13 protein-coding genes are annotated in these 15162 nt (G+C 67.7%); 5 read left to right on the top strand and 8 right to left on the bottom strand.

Features of this window, described 5'->3' with window-relative positions; all coding sequences use genetic code 11:
* Positions 1-54 precede the first annotated feature (54 nt).
* Genes ACFVAV_RS19705 through ACFVAV_RS19695 form a run of 3 tightly spaced genes read left to right on the top strand, consistent with a single transcriptional unit; the run spans position 55 to position 5571 of the window.
* Positions 55-369, top strand: a complete 315-nt coding sequence (locus ACFVAV_RS19705) for a hypothetical protein (protein WP_379036397.1) — start codon at positions 55-57, stop codon at positions 367-369.
* A 53-nt stretch (positions 370-422) separates the two neighbouring features.
* On the top strand, positions 423-905 hold the full coding sequence (locus ACFVAV_RS19700) for a YbaB/EbfC family nucleoid-associated protein (RefSeq protein WP_379036396.1): 483 nt from the start codon (positions 423-425) through the stop codon (positions 903-905).
* 22 nt (positions 906-927) lie between these two features.
* Positions 928-5571 (top strand): hypothetical protein, encoded by a 4644-nt coding sequence (locus ACFVAV_RS19695; RefSeq protein WP_379036395.1) that lies wholly within the window; start codon positions 928-930, stop codon positions 5569-5571.
* On the opposite strand, the gene ACFVAV_RS19690 is transcribed toward ACFVAV_RS19695, so the two are convergent.
* Genes ACFVAV_RS19690 through ACFVAV_RS19680 form a run of 3 tightly spaced genes read right to left on the bottom strand, consistent with a single transcriptional unit; the run spans position 5537 to position 9460 of the window.
* Entirely contained in the window at positions 5537-6751 is a 1215-nt protein-coding gene (locus tag ACFVAV_RS19690) for a hypothetical protein (RefSeq protein WP_379036394.1), read from the bottom strand. The genes ACFVAV_RS19695 and ACFVAV_RS19690 overlap by 35 nt on opposite strands.
* Positions 6744-7541, bottom strand: a complete 798-nt coding sequence (locus ACFVAV_RS19685) for an ESX secretion-associated protein EspG (RefSeq protein WP_379036393.1) — start codon at positions 7539-7541, stop codon at positions 6744-6746. The genes ACFVAV_RS19690 and ACFVAV_RS19685 overlap by 8 nt, the downstream gene beginning before the upstream one ends.
* Positions 7538-9460, bottom strand: a complete 1923-nt coding sequence (locus ACFVAV_RS19680; protein WP_379036392.1) for a hypothetical protein — start codon at positions 9458-9460, stop codon at positions 7538-7540. Before ACFVAV_RS19680 ends, ACFVAV_RS19685 begins: the two co-directional genes overlap by 4 nt.
* A gap of 242 nt (positions 9461-9702) precedes the next feature.
* On the opposite strand from ACFVAV_RS19680, the gene ACFVAV_RS19675 reads away from it, so the two are divergent.
* Together ACFVAV_RS19675 and dtd are read left to right on the top strand one after the other, a co-directional pair.
* Positions 9703-11202: a hypothetical protein gene (locus ACFVAV_RS19675; RefSeq protein WP_379036391.1), complete on the top strand. Its 1500-nt coding sequence runs from the start codon at positions 9703-9705 to the stop codon at positions 11200-11202.
* Positions 11203-11234: 32 nt separating this feature from the next.
* Positions 11235-11678, top strand: a complete 444-nt coding sequence (gene dtd, locus ACFVAV_RS19670; RefSeq protein ID WP_379036390.1) for a D-aminoacyl-tRNA deacylase — start codon at positions 11235-11237, stop codon at positions 11676-11678.
* Positions 11679-11710: 32 nt separating this feature from the next.
* Here the strand turns inward: dtd and map are convergent, their stop codons facing one another.
* From map to rpmD, 5 genes are all read right to left on the bottom strand, one after another.
* Positions 11711-12508 (bottom strand): type I methionyl aminopeptidase, encoded by a 798-nt coding sequence (gene map / locus ACFVAV_RS19665; protein ID WP_379036389.1) that lies wholly within the window; start codon positions 12506-12508, stop codon positions 11711-11713.
* Complete coding sequence (locus tag ACFVAV_RS19660) at positions 12508-13053, bottom strand: adenylate kinase (RefSeq protein WP_379036388.1); 546 nt, start codon at positions 13051-13053, stop codon at positions 12508-12510. The genes map and ACFVAV_RS19660 overlap by 1 nt, the downstream gene beginning before the upstream one ends.
* Positions 13050-14372 carry a preprotein translocase subunit SecY gene (gene secY / locus ACFVAV_RS19655; RefSeq protein WP_379036387.1) on the bottom strand — a complete coding sequence of 441 codons (1323 nt, stop codon included), beginning with the start codon at positions 14370-14372 and terminating at the stop codon, positions 13050-13052. The genes ACFVAV_RS19660 and secY overlap by 4 nt, the downstream gene beginning before the upstream one ends.
* 165 nt (positions 14373-14537) lie before the next feature.
* Positions 14538-14981, bottom strand: coding sequence for a 50S ribosomal protein L15 (gene rplO / locus ACFVAV_RS19650; protein ID WP_019045071.1), 444 nt, complete (start codon positions 14979-14981; stop codon positions 14538-14540).
* A gap of 1 nt (position 14982) precedes the next feature.
* Complete coding sequence (gene rpmD, locus ACFVAV_RS19645) at positions 14983-15162, bottom strand: 50S ribosomal protein L30 (RefSeq protein WP_188829836.1); 180 nt, start codon at positions 15160-15162, stop codon at positions 14983-14985.

Raw genomic sequence — 15162 nt, 5'->3', positions numbered from 1 at the left:
TTCAGAATTCATGTAATGATCGAAACTGATTCACCCAGAAGAGCGAGGTGCGACATGGCTGATCCGGTCGAGGTCTACATCAGCAATCTGCGCGGCACGGGTGGCGATCTCGATGGCCTCGCGACCCGGATCGACGAGATCCTCAACCATGTGTCCGCGGCCTCGCGGGCGCACTGGGGACGCTGGGGAGCCGACGAGTTCGGCAAGAACTTCGCCGAGGGCGAGCAGGGTTACAGCGCATCGGATACGAACCTCCAGGCGGTCGTGTCATCGAAAGTCGAGCTACTGCAGTCCTATTCGCGTGCTCTGGTCGAGGCCGCGAACCGGTTCCAGACCGCCGAACGCGCCAACGAAGACGGACTCAGCTGACCTACCGACACCGAACACGGCACCGCAGCGGACGGGGTAGGTAGGAGGAACCGATGGCGAACGAAGTGGCACACAGCCAGCTCGAAGATCTGGCCGACACCGTGCGCGCGGGAATGGCCGCCATCGCCCGCACCCAGCAGGAGCAGTCGCAGCTGACCGCGACCGCGACCGCGGCGGCGGGCCGGGTCAGCGTGGTGGTCAACGCGGAGAATGTCGTGATCCAGGTTCGCTTCTCGGACAACATCGATGACCTGAGCTTCCCGGAGATCGCCCGTGCCGTCACCACGGCGTCCCAGGACGCCGCGGCCGCCATGCACCGCAAGACCAAAGAGCTGCTCGACACACTGCGCGCCGACACCGCGCGCATCCCCCGGCTCTCGGAGTACCTGCCCGGGATGCCCGACGTTCAGGACATGATTCCCGAACCCCCGCGAGCCCCGGTCACACCACCCAGCGCACGCAAGCGCGACGACGAACCTTCCGACGGCACAGTGCGGTTCACCGCGCTGTCGGAGACGGCCGAGTCCGCCTGGTGATCGCCATCAGCGGAGGTGACTCATGTCGGGTCTAGCCTCGGTTTTCGATCTCGTCCCCGGCTGGATCCTGCAGGCGCTCAATTTCGGCACGGCGTATCCGAAGGGCGACGAGGACGACCTGTTCGCCCTCGGGGACGCGTGGAAGCAGGCCGCCGAAGAACTGCGCCGGCTCGAGCCGGATCTGCGCGCCGTCACCGACGCCACGGCGAAGTTCTACAGCGGCGATGGCGCGGTCGCGGTCAAGCAGGAGTTCGACAAACTGTTCGCCGGGCCGCATTCCGTGGACGAGCTGGCCAAGGCGCTGGAGGAGCTGGGCACCTATACCCGCAACGGCGGCACCCAGCTCGAATACACCAAGATCATGGAGGGCAGCTTCGCCCTCATCACCGCCTACGCGATCTACGCGCTGATCGCCGCCTGGCCGTGGGGGTCGGCCGGGGTGCCGCTGGCGTTGGCCGCGGGCCGAACCGCCATCGGGACGGCCGCCAATCGCGGCCTCCAGCAGCTGGCACTGGAGGCGGGCCGGGTCGGCCTGCGCAATCTGCTCAAGCCCTATCTGAAGCAGATCGCCATCGCGGGCCTGAAGGCGGGCGGCATGGGTTTGGGCCTTGACGGCCTTATCCAGGCCGATCAGCTCCGTAGGGGTCACCGTGATTCGTTCGACATCGGCCAGAACCTGCGCACCGGATTCGAATGGGGCGCAGGCGGTTTGCTCGGCGCCCCGGTCGGCATGGGCATGCACAAGCTGCTCGGCCGGACCAGTTTGAGCCCGGCCATGCGTGGACTGACCAGCGGCGTGACCGGCGGCGCCGCGGGCGGGCTCGGCATGTACGGCGCCGGCCTCGCCTGGCAGGTCGGCGACCAGCTCACCCACGGCTACTTCGACGCCGACAAGATCGACACCACCTTCGACCCGAAGCTGGTCGTCGTCGGTGCGGCACTCGGCGGCGCGCACGGTGTGCGGCACGGCGCGGGACTCGGGAACGCGCCGACCATGGATTCGCCCAGGATGTCACCGGCCGGCGCGTCGGCGGCGAAGGCGCCCATCGTCACCGAAGCTTCCGTGCGCGAAGGCAAGCAGCTCTACAACGATCTGGTCAAGCAGACCCATCCCGACCGCGTCGGGACGGGGCCCGAGCAGAAGCGGGCCGAGGAGATCACTCGACAGGCGAACGGCGTCAAGACGGATTCGAAGGGCCAGTACAGCGACCAGCATGTCGCGCGGCTCGAGCAACTGCACGAGAAGTGGAACAGCTCCGGTTCCGCGTCCCGTGACGGCAGTGCGGTGCGACCGTCCGAGGCGGCGATGCGGGCCGAGTCCCAGGGCCGCACCGACTCCGGCGCCCGGGCCGAGGGCACCGCGCGGCCCGCCGAATCCGGTGTGCGTACAACGGATTCGGGTGCCCGGCCCGCTCCCGCCGAACGTCCGGGTACCACGGCGCCGGAATCGCGAGCCGGTGAACGTCCGGCCGCCAAGGACGCTGCGGGACAGGGCGACGCGAAGAGCAACACCAGAGCCGGGCTCGCCGAACAAAGTGGCGCCAAATCGAACGTCACGGCGACGTCGAAGGACCGCGCGGCCGAAGTCGCGGGCGCGAGCGAGCAGCGCCGGACCGAGTCCGGTGCCGAACAGGTCCGTGTCACCGCCGAGGCGCCGGCGAGCGCGGGCGAGCACAGTACGCCGAAGGAACCGGCGGTACCGGAACGAGCGCGGGCCGGGGAACCCGAACCCGGCCGCAGCGAGCCGACAACTAGCGAACCGTCCCGCAGCGAGCCGACGAACAAAGAGCCGTCCCGCGCCGAGCCGACGACCAGCGAACCGTCCCGCGCCGAGCTCGCCGTCCCCGAGCAGGGTCGCGGCGAACCCGTCCCCGCCGACCCCATCGCCGCGAACGTGCGCGCCTGGATCGCCGAACGCCCCGGCAAATTCGAGCTCACCTACTCCGAGGCGGAGCTGGCCACGATCATCGGCGAGGGGCGCAAACTCGGACTCGACCAGCGGACCATCCAGGACATGGTGCAGGTCGGCTCCCGGACCGCCAAGCCGATCACCGCACCCGAACTCACCGAGCAGATGCACAACTGGGTCGAGGTCGTCACCGAACGCGGCTACCCGTACAAGTTCACCGACGCCGCGGAGTTCCGGAAGTTCAGCAGTGACCTGGTCGGCGGCCTCCGGGAGGCGGGCCTGCCGGTCGGTGACGTCGTGATCCAGGGGTCGTCGCTGCGCACGCCGCGGGCCAACGATGTCGATCTCGCGGTCTTCACCGACCAGGGCACCTTCGATCGGATGCTGGTCGACCGGTTCGACGGCAAGGTCGCGCTCAAGCCGGTCGGTGAAACCCCGCGCGTGCTGGTGCCGTTGCGTGAGCTGTCCCATCCGCAACTGGTCGAACTCGCCGACCACATCATGGCGAACCGCCCGCTGTACAACAGCGAGGCGAAGACCTTCGCCAACGCCACCCTCAACGGCATCATCAGTTCCAAGTCCGACATCAGCATGCCGCTGAAGTCGGTGAGCAAGAACATCCAGGAGCACTACCCCGGCCAGAACATCGAGTCGATCTCGATCCTGGTGCGCGACGGCCTCTTCGATACCCGGCCCGCGCTGCCGGTCGTCGAGCCGGGTACGCGGCCCGGTACCACGCTGGATCCGCACCACGGAGCCGCCGCGAGCGTCGGGGAGTTCCATGGTGATGCGCGCCCACCCAACCAGCCGAATCTGACCACCCGCGAAGTCGTCCATGTGGTGGAGGACAACCTCGCGCTCGTCACGCCGGAGGACGTGGCCTGGAACCGCGACACCAAGCATTTCCGCCTGCCCGACGGCCGCACTATCAGCGTCCAGGTCGAACCGACGACCGGCGGCGCTGTCGCCGAATTCCGGAGCCGTCCCGACGGCACGGGCTACGACGTGCACGTCTCACCGCGCGCACGAGACCAGGATGTCGTGCGTGGCATCGCGCACGAGATCGCCGAGATCCGGCTCGCGCAGGAACCCGAGATCATCATCGATCCCGTGGCGGAGCGTCCCGATCGGCTGACCGATCACCTCGGCGGCCGGTTCGCCGAAGTTCGCGTGCTGCTCAACAAGATCGACGCGGCCACCATCGATCCCGCACGGGCGGAACAACTCCCGGGGCTGCGCCGCGATCTCGCCGATCTCGCCGGGCGCATCGACCTGCGTCCGGGCAGCACCGCCGAACACCTGCTCACCAGCCACGATCCGGTTCTCGCGCACCGCTATTCGCTCGAGCGCTCGGGCCTGACCGAGCAGCGCCCGATCTTCGGCGAATCGCTCACCGCGGCCGAATACGATCGTGGCAGTGCCGCTCACCTGGCGACGCTGAGCGAGCTGGCGGCGGGCGAACACGTGCGCGACCTGGTCACCAACGAACGCCGTGGACTCGACGCGCGCATGCGCGAGGAGCTTGCCCGGCGCATCTTCGACCCGATTTTCGAGAACCCGAATTTCCGCGAAGCCCGTCAGCACGTGCCGACCAAACACCTGATGGCGGCCATGGACCCGCTCAATATCGCCATCAACGATCCGAATCCGGCTGCGGCACAGCGCGTGCGCGATCTGCACGAAGCCATCGACCGATTCCACACGGCGATGCCGGAACCGTTCCGTGCCGCCATGGGTCCCGAGGCGTTCCAGCGCATGTACGACGCGGCGGAAACACTGGCCACCTCGCCGAACCGGTTCGCGGCCGTCCTCGAGCACGGCACCGGCCGCCTCGAGGTCGACGGTGTCGCAGGCTCGATGAGCGAACTCCTGCACAGCGTCGACCGGGCGAACCGCACCGCCGCCGAGAACGGGATCAATATCGAGTACACCGTGATGATCCACGACCCGGTGCACGGCGTCTCGGCCGTGGAGATCATTCCCCGGCCCCAGCCGCTGCATCGACTTCCCTTGGAGCAGAACGTCTTCGGCACAAACAACGAGAGGGTGGAGCTCGTCCACCGGCCACCGACCGGGGTGCCGAACGGGCACACCGTCGACGTGGGTGTCGGGCGCAGCGCGTTCGGTGTCGAGATGACGCCACCCGCCGACCGCGCCGGCGGCGGGCTGGTCGTGAAAACCGAACTGGCCGAATCCTTCGCGATTCCGAGCCAGCGCAGGCGCAGCCTCGGGATTCTCGATCCCGGCCCGCTGACCGAAGCCGGGACCGTGCTGGTCTTCGGCGACATGCTCGGCGGCGGACACATTCTGGGCGACGGCACCACCGGGGGTGTCGGCCGGATCTTCGTCAACAATGTCAGCGCCAAGCTCCCGCCCGAGGCCTACCTGTCCATCGCGGCGAATCTGGAGCACACCCTCGCCCCCGGCGGCCGGATCGAATTGCAGTGGGACATGAAGTCCGAGGCCGCCGACCCGAGCAAGGGCACCCCCGGCGATCGTGGCCACATCGACGGCGACCAGCTGTGGACGGCCCTGCTCGACCACTACGACAACCGGCCGCCGTTCCGCATCGAGGAGTACACGGAGTTCCCCGGCGCGGGCAACAACGATTACGACTACACCATCGACGCCGGCGCCAGCAATGTCCTGAACAAGGACAAGATGGACTCCTTCTCCGCGCCGCGGCCGGACCATCGGATGGTCATCGTGTACGACCCGACGCTCAGAGGGCTGCCCGCCCCGCCCCGGCCTCGGTGACGCCGGCCAGGGTCAGCTGGTACATCGCGGCGTCGACATCGAAAGTGCCGTCGTCACCGAATATCTCGACGATCGCCTCGCGGGTCGCGACGCCGCGCTCCGCAGCGTCGACCAGCGCGCGGGCGGCCGCTCGCTGCCGGTCGCTCGCCTCGGCGTCGAGCAAGCCGGCGACCACCTGCGCCGCGGTGTCGGCCGTCCAGATTCCCGGCACGGCTTCGGCGAGATGATCGGCGGCGGGAGACTCGCCGCGATACCAGGCGCCGTCCTCCCACCAGTAGCAGAACGACAGCAGACCGTGCCCGGCCCTGGTGTTGACCACCGGATCCGCCACCCACTCGGGCGCACCCGCGTACAGCGCGGGCAGTTCGGCGTCCTCGTTGTAGGCGGCATCGAGCGCCATCGCATTCCACACGCCGCCGGAGAGCACCGCGCGGCCACCCGGCACCTCGTACAGCGTCGAGCCACTGCGGGAACCGCCCTCGAACCAACCGAGGGCAGGCAGCATCCGCGGGCCCCGAGCGGAACCGGCAGCCACGAACGCGGCCGCGATCACCGCCCAGCGCGCACGCATGATCGGGTACGCCGGAAAGTCGAACTCCGACACAGTGGCTCGCACTTCTGCCACGACATCGAGCCGCGCCCGCTGCGCCGCCGCACCCGGTGAGCGCAGCTGCCTGCCGCCATGGTGCAGATAGGCGGCCAGCCACACCGGCAGCCGGCGTCGTGGATAGACCTCGAGGTCGGCCAGGTAGGCCCGCGGCGCGAAAAGCTGATCATCCGGGAACGGCTCGTCGCCGTAGTCGTGGTCGACGTCGAGTTCGCCGGTGCTGCTCATCGTCACCACGAGCCGCCACCACGGTCCGTCGCCGTAGCCTGCCGACAGCTTCCGGTGCTCGCGCACCGCGTCGACGATGTCGGCGTTCGGCAGCGCCCGGACCGTCGCACCGTGCGCGTCCTCGAACAGCAGATGGGCTACCTCTGCCTCGACGGTCAACGCGAACACGGCGGTCAGGTTCCGCCAGCCCGCCGGGCCGAGTGCCGCGGTCTCCCTGGCGATCCGGTACGCCAGTTCGGTGATCTCCTCGGCCGGATCCGGCGCCGCGGACTCGCGCACCCGAGGGCCGAGCGAGAACGGCACATCGGGCTCGACGTTCTCGCCGAATCCACCCAGGCTAGGCACTTGCCTCCCAATGTGATTCGACGCGGGCCATCATCCGGGCGATGGAGGCGTCGATGGCCGCGAGCAGGTCGGGACGGGCCATCGGCACGGCGGTGGGCTCGTCGGAGGGCAGGGCGATCACATAGCGGCCGTCGTCCGGGAGATCACGCCACAGCAGAATGTCGCGGTGCATACCGCGCGAGCCGAACATGGATTGGTTCTGCAGGATCTCCACGAGCCCGGTCCGCTGGGCCTCGATGTCGAAGAAGGCGGCGCTGCGGGCGGCGATCCCGGTGTCGGCCTCCTCGAAGATCATCGACGGACGCGACTCGAAATCGGGCTGCCCGGTCGGTTGCCCACCGACCAGCGGAATGATTCCCGACTTGCCCGCACCCAGCTCGGGCATGTGCCCGACGATCGCCTCGGCCACCCCGTGCGGACCGCACTCGACCACGGTGTAGCCGGAGCTGTGCCACGACGTGATACCCGGCTTCTGGTACAGCAGATATCCCTGTGCCCCGGAACGAGCGGCCCGCGCCTTGATCATGTACTTCGGATCCTCCGACGCGCGGTCATGCCACCCGCGCAGCCGCACATAGACCTCCGGCCGAGCCAATACGTCGATGGCGGCATGCAATTCGCCGTCGATCGTCTCGCGGAGCCGCTGCCACGCCTCGTGTGCCAACCGCTCGAATTCGAGCGCGTCCTGCACCTCGGTCACGAAGGAGAGCGGCCGCGGCATGGTCGTACCCACCAGCCGCTGCCAGAGCACGTGGAATTCGACATCGGTGAATTCCCAGGTGCGGGTCACGACCTGCTCTCCACGTGCGCGCCGTCGACCTCGGTGGCGATCTCGGCGGGTTCCGGGAGCACGGGCGCGGCGACGCCGGTGCTCGCCGCGACAATGGGCGAGACAAAGTCGGCGAGGGATCCCAGATTGCTGAAATCCGGCAGTGCGGCGCGGGGGAACGCGGCCGCGCCGACCGACGCTGTCGTCGGCTCGCTCGTCGCCGGCCCGGCCGCCGGTGCCACCCCGGCGGTCGGCACCGCGACAGCGGTCGGGGTGTCCACCGTCAGCCCGATGGTTTGGGCGGCGGGCACCAGTTCGGGATGCTCGGCCATCAGCGTGGCGAACTCCGGCGAATCCGAGATCGCCGCCCGCAGGTCGGGGAACTGGCTCAGCGCCTGTGTCAATTGCGTCAAGTCCGGCGTGAGCGCGCTCGTGTCGATCGAGGACAGTGCCGCGATGACCGACGGCAGGGCCTGCGTGACCGTGGAGACGACCCCCGAAATCGCGGAGACCAGCGAAGAGATGCCGTCGGAGCCGCTACTGGAACCGGTCCCGGAGCTGACGGTTCCCGTGCTGCCGGTACTCCCCGAACCTTTGCTGCCGCCGGAACCGGTCAGGCCACCGCCGGTCTGATTCTGCCCGGCCGCGTTCTGGAGTTGCGTCGCCTGATCGGTGAGTTGCTGCTTCTGCTTGTCCAGCGCCTGCTGCTGGCCGGCCAGATCCGCACGCTGCTGTTGCAGGGCATCCTGTTGCTGCTGGGAACCGGTCTGCTGGCTGCCGCCGCCGCCCTGGCTTCCGGCGCCGCCCTGGCTTCCGGCACCGCTGCCGCCGGAACCGCCGCCGGTGTTCCCCCCGCCCTGGCCTCCGGTGCTGCCCCCGGTGTCGTCGCGCTTGCCCGGGTCCTCTTTCCTCTTCTCCGGCGGCGGACCGAGCGCGCCCTGGGGCGCCGTGGGTTCGGCGGCCACCGGGAACATGTTCTGCACGTCATCGAAGCCGACGTAGTAATGCTTGCGATACAGCTCTTGCACCTCACCGACATCGTCACAGGTCTCGCCGTTGGCGGGCACCGGCATCGACGCCGCGGTCGCGTGCAGGAAGTCGGCGGTGTACTGCAGGGCCGAGTGCATCATCAAGAAGCCGTCACGCAGCGAGCCGAGGGACCCGACGAACCCCTGCACGGCGGCGAAGGCGGCGTCACCGCCATTGCTTTCCCAGTTCGTCGTGGTGATCGTGCGGACCGCCGTCTGGAAGTTCGTGCCGACCGACTCCACCTGATCGGCCAGCACCTTCCAGGTCGGTATCTCCGCCGACACGTGGGACCATTGGATTCGGCGGCCGAGGTCCTGCAGATCCGTCCACCCCATGCTCGATGGTCCGCGCGCGTGATGCTTGAACACATCGGCGCCCTCGGCCCTGGCGAGCGCTGTCTTCACGGACGGCTTCTTGGCCACCTCGATGTCGTCGTCGTGCACCGTGTAATTGCCGGTCACCGCCTGGTAATGCGGCGGCAGGTACACCGGGGACTTGGCGACAGCGTCTTTCAGATTCGCCGCGCCCGGCGAGGTCGATACGCCGCTGAGATCCTTCTTCAACGCGGCGAGGTCGCTGGCGGACACGCCGTCACTACCGGTGTACTCCGCACCGGCCGCCTTGAACATGTCGCCCATGTCGTGCAGCGCGTCGATGAACCGACCGACCGAATCCGACGCCTGCTTTGTCTCCTCGATGAACCGCGTCCGCAGCGGTTGCGCGTGCACCTCGGTGCCGCCGATCGCGGCGACGGAGAAGTTGTTGATTTTACCGGGTGCGAGCAGCTCCTGGCACCCTTTCAGCACCGCGATGACGTCACGGCAGGCATTGGCGGCCTGGAGCGCGGCGCCGGTCTCGACCCGGATGCTCGCCTTTCCGGCCGCCCCATCCCACGGAGTCTTCTCTCCCACACCAGCTCCTCGACGCACGTCAACGCGGCCCGTCTCCCTCGGACCGGAATGCCCCGAAGCTTAGCCACCGCAATGGAATCTGCACAGCCCCAGAGTCTTCCGGCAACGACAACTTTCCCCCACCGTCAGCCGGGCGGCTCGCACCGATCTGTGACAGACTCGATCGAGCAGCAACCGCCGCGTCGCTGCACTAGCACCAACGATTGATGGGGTCGGAGATTGACGTCGCGATGGAACTGCTCATGACCGACCTGAGCGGCCTCGAACGGCGCGTCGCGACCGACCGCACTACTACCAGGAGCCAGCACCCCGAGGATTACCTGCGGCTGGCCGGCTCACTCACCGAGCTCGCCCAGGGCCTGCTCACCACCCGCGACGACCCATCGGGTCGCGACCGCACCGCCGAGGCGCTGGAGCCGGCGCAGGAAGCGGTGGCGATCCGGTTGCACTGGCTCGTCGGCGGCTTTGTCAGCTACGAATACGCCGGTGCGCTGCAGGATTCGCTACGCCTGTTCGAGCAGGCGACCCGGCTGGTCGGGCACCGGCAGCTCGCCACCAACACCATTCGCAGTGCCTGTCAGGCGTACCGGCAGGTCGCGCGGGACTATCCCGACGTGTCGCCGATGTGTGCCGACGGGCTGTCCAAGTGCGGCGTCTGGCTGATGCGGCTCGATCACGACGCGGCGGTGGCGGCGACCGAGGACGCGGTACGGATCAGGGCGGCCAGGTACGCGCGCGATCCCGAGCAGCCGGGTAAGTACCTGGCGAGCCTGAGCACCTTGCTGCGCACCATGATGGTCGGCCGCTCACGCAAGCAGGCCATCGCGAGTTATCGCGCGCTGTATTCGGAGGTGACCTCGGCCGCCAGTACCGCGCGTTTGCGCGAAACCCGGGTCGAGGAACTCGATCTCACCGTCAAGACCACGCAGGCCCTGGTGAAGCTGGGAGCGTCGACGCTCGAGCGCGCCGGCAGGCTCACCCAGCAGCAGATCCTCTATCAGTCGGGTGGCGACCTGGCCACGATCGACGAGATCAACTGGCGGCTCGCCCTCGTCGGGCTCAAGCCTCTCGCGGCAGGCGCGATGCCGGAGCCGCCCTCGCGACCGGTGGAGATCTCGGCGACCTACGGCGCGCTCGCGGTGCGCTGTTCGGCGCCGGACGCGCTCGACCAGGTGCGGGCCGCGATCGTGGCGGCCTACGCACGCGACGGCGCCGAACCGGTGGATGCGGGCAGGTTCGCCGGTGTGCACGAAAAGCACTGGGGTGTGAAGGAACCCGTCACCAACACCGCGACCGAACTCGCCGCGGACGTAGTTCTGGTCGAAAAGTCTTCCGGCAGCTGGATTTCGGTGAAGAGCCTGAACTGGGAGATCGGCGGGCTCGGCAACCATCCCCTCGCCGTTCGCCTCTCGGAGAAGTGGCCGGTGCTCACCGTCGCCACCATCGAGAACATCTCCTACGAACTGTGCCTCTACGACAACGGCGTCGCCACCCAGTACGCCGCACTCGGCAGGCCGAGCGGCCAGGCGCCGCTCGACGCACCACTGGCCCCACTGGATTTCGCGACGCTGGCCGACTACGGCGCCGACTACGCCTCCGAAACCCAGGTCCGCGCGGCCTTCGGCAACGCGGAGATGTTCGCCAAGGTCACCGAACTGCCCGGCAGCGGTATCCGCCAGGCCGCCGAGAACCGCCCGCTCACCGAGTACGGCCCCGACATCCTGTTCTTCGGCAAATCCTGACCCGGATCCGGCGCCTGGCATGATCGGGTGCTGTGCGAGTACTGCTGCAGCGGGTGACCAGTGCCCAGGTGACTGTCGACGACAAGGTCGTCGGCCGGATCGATCCGGCCGAGGCGGGGGTGCCGCACGGCCTGCTCGCCCTGGTCGGCGCCACCCACACCGATACCGAGGCGACGGCGAAAGCCCTCGCCGACAAGGCGTGGCGACTGCGCATTCTCGACGGCGAGCGCTCCGCCGCCGATCTCGGCGCACCGATTCTGGTCGTCAGTCAGTTCACGCTCTACGCGAATACCGCCAAAGGCAGGCGCCCGTCCTGGAACGCGGCCGCTCCCGGTGAGCTCGCCGAACCACTCGTCGACACCTTCGCCGATACGCTGCGCGAACTCGGCGCGACCGTGGCCACCGGGCACTTCGGGGCCCATATGCGGATCGAGCTGACGAACGACGGCCCGGTCACCATCCTGCTGGAAGGCTGACCGGGCCGTCGGCGGAAACTTGTGCGCGCGAACTACTCCGGGCGCAAGGTGAGGATGCGCGGGCCGTCCTCGGTGACGGCGACGCTGTGCTCCCAGTGCGCGGCGCGGGAGCCGTCAGTCGTGACGACAGTCCAGTCGTCATCGAGGGTCCTGGTCTCGGTGGTGCCGAGGGTGAGCATCGGCTCGATAGCCAGCACCGAGCCGACGACCAGGCGCGGCCCCTTGCCGGGGGCGCCTTCGTTCGGCAGGAACGGGTCCATGTGCATCTCGCGGCCGATGGCGTGGCCACCGTAACCGTCGACGATGCCGTAGGCGCGGCCGTGCTCGCGCTCGGCGGCGCGGGTACCGAGCTCGATGGCGTGCGAGACGTCGGTGAGGCGGTTGTCGGGCAGCATCGCGGCGATGCCCATTTCCATCGACAGCCTGGTCGCCTCGCTCAGCAACCGGTCGGCCTCGATGATGGTGCCGACGCCGAAGGTCCAGGCCGAGTCACCGTGCCAGCCGTCGAGGATGGCACCGCAGTCGATGGACACGAGATCACCCTCGGCGAGGATGTCCGTCGCCGAGGGGATGCCGTGGACCACACGGTCGTTGACCGAAGAACAGATCGAGCCGGGGAAGCCGTGATAACCCTTGAACGACGGGACGGCGCCCGCGTCACGGATCGTCTGCTCGGCGACCTCGTCCAGTTCCAGCGTCGACACGCCGGGCTTGGCCGCGGCGCGGACGGCGACGAGCGTCCGTCCGACGATCGCGCCGGCTGCCGCCATGGCATCCAGCTCGCCCGCCGAACGGAACGGCACGACCTTCTTCTTACGGCTGAAGACCATCAGCGTCCGAGCGCCTGCAGCGCCCGCGCGTTGACGTCGTCGACCTCGCCGACGCCTTCGACCGTCACGACCAGACCGTCGTAGTACTCGAGCAGCGGCTCGGTCTCCTCGCGGTAGACGCGCAGGCGGTTGTCGATCACCTCTTCGGTGTCGTCGGCGCGGCCACGGGCGAGCATCCGGTCCTTGAGCAGCGACTCGGGCACCACGAAGCACAGCACGGCGTCGAGTTCCTTGCCGTGGTTCTCGAGGATCTTCTTCAGCGCATCGCCCTGATCGACCGTGCGCGGGTAGCCGTCGAGCACGAAGCCGTTCGCGGCGTCCGGCTCGGCCACGCGGGCCTCGACCATGCGGTTCGTGACGTCGCTGGGGACGAGGTCGCCCGCGTCCATGTACTTCTGCGCTTCACGACCGAGGGCGGTCTGCTGGCTGATGTTCGCGCGGAAGAGGTCTCCGGTGGAGATGTGCGGAACGCCCAGCTTTTCCGACAGCAGGACGGCCTGAGTACCTTTGCCGGCACCCGGCGGACCGAGCAGAACAACTCTCACTTGAGGAACCCTTCGTAATTTCGATTCATCAGCTGGCTCTCGATCTGCTTGACCGTGTCGAGACCAACACTGACCATGATGAGCACCGCGGCACCGCCGAAGGCCATGTTCGCCGACTGGCCAGTGCTGCCCGCGCCGAGGAACAAGCTCGGGAGGACGGTGACCGCGCCGAGGTAGATCGAGCCAGGCAGGGTGATGCGGCTCAGAACAAAATTCAGGTAGTCGGCGGTCGGCTTACCCGGACGATAGCCCGGAATGAAGCCACCGAACTTCTTCATCTCGTCGGCGCGTTCCTCCGGATTGAAGGTGATCGCGACGTAGAAGTAGGTGAAGAACACGATCAGACCGAAGTAGATGGCGATGTAGACCGGGTTGGTCGGGTCGACCAGATACTTCTGGATGATCTCCTGCCACCAGCTCGGCTCCGTCGCCGTGCTCGACCCGGTCAGCTGCGCGACCAGGTTGGGCAGGTACAGCAGTGAGGACGCGAAGATCACCGGGATGACACCGGCTTGGTTGACCTTCAACGGCAGGTAGGTCGACGAACCGCCGTACATCTTGCGGCCGACGACGCGCTTGGCGTACTGCACCGGAATCCGGCGCTGACCCTGCTCGACGAAGATCACCGCCACGATGATCGCCAGCACGGCGACACACACCAGACCGAAGACCAGACCACCGCGGGTGTCCAGGATCGCCTTGCCGTCGAGCGGGATGCGCGCGGCGATACCGGAGAAGATGAGCAGCGACATGCCGTTACCGACACCGCGCTCGGTGATCTGCTCGCCGAACCACATCACCAACGCCGCACCGGCGGTCATCACCAAGACGATGATGATCATGCCGAAGATGCTGGTGTCAGCCAGGATGTCCTGCTGGCAGCCCTGTAGCAGCTGACCGCGGGCGGCAAGCGCGACGAGACCCGTTGCCTGCAGGATCGCCAGGGCGATCGACAGATAGCGGGTGTACTGCGTCATCTTGGTCTGGCCGGACTGGCCTTCCTTGCGCAACTCCTCGAAGCGCGGGATGACGACGGTGAGCAGCTGGATGATGATGCTCGCGGTGATGTACGGCATGATGCCGATCGCGAACACCGAAAGCTGCAGCAGCGCACCACCGGAGAACAGGTTGATGAGCTGGTATATCCCGGCGGACTCGCCACCGGAAACCAGCTTCACGCATTCCTGGACTGCTTGGTAGTCGACGCCGGGGGACGGCAGCGCGGCACCCAACCGGTACAACGCGATCAACCCCAGCGTGAAGAGAATCTTCCGCCGTAAGTCCGGAGTCCGGAAGGCCGATACGAAGGCGGAAAGCACAGATCCTCCTGGCGAACGACATGGTCATGCCATGCGACTGAACCAACACCGCATCGTGTGGGATACGTCAGCCGATGACGAGCTTGGCAGACAACACTTGAACTCTAACAGTGACACCGGACGAGCTCTCGACTCGTCCGGTGTCCACTGCTAACTACAGTACCGTCAGGCCAGTTCGGTGACGGTGCCACCGGCGGCGGCGATCTTCTCCTTGGCGGAGCCGGTCACCTTGTCGGCGGTCACCTGGACCGCCACACCGATTTCACCATCGCCGAGGACCTTGACCAGCTCGTTCTTGCGAACGGCGCCGGCCGCGACGAGCTCGGCCTTACCGACCGTGCCGCCCTCGGGGAACAGCTCCGCAATGCGGCCCACGTTCACAACCTGGTACTCCACGCGGAAGCGGTTGGTGAAGCCCTTGAGCTTCGGCAGGCGCATGTGCAGCGGCATCTGGCCACCCTCGAACGCCGGGGAGACGTTCTTGCGGGCCTTGGTGCCCTTGGTACCACGACCAGCGGTCTTACCCTTGGAACCCTCACCGCGACCCACACGGGTCTTCTCGGTCTTGGAACCCGGCGCAGGACGCAGGTGGTGCAACTTGATGGTCATGTCAGACCTCCTCAACTGTTACGAGGTGGCGCACGACGTTGATCAGACCGCGGTTCTGAGCGTTGTCCTCACGGACAACCGTCTGGCGGATCTTGCGGAGGCCGAGCGTACGCAGGGACTCCTTCTGATTCGCCTTGGCGCCGATGGTGCTCTTGATCTGGGTCACCTTGAGATCAGCCAT

Origin of the sequence: Nocardia sp. NPDC057663 (genome assembly GCF_042799895.1) — a bacterium.
Taxonomy (GTDB): Bacteria; Actinomycetota; Actinomycetes; order Mycobacteriales; family Mycobacteriaceae; genus Nocardia.
The sequence above is the reverse complement of the archived record's forward strand: the minus strand, read 5'-3'. Positions and strand labels throughout refer to the sequence as shown.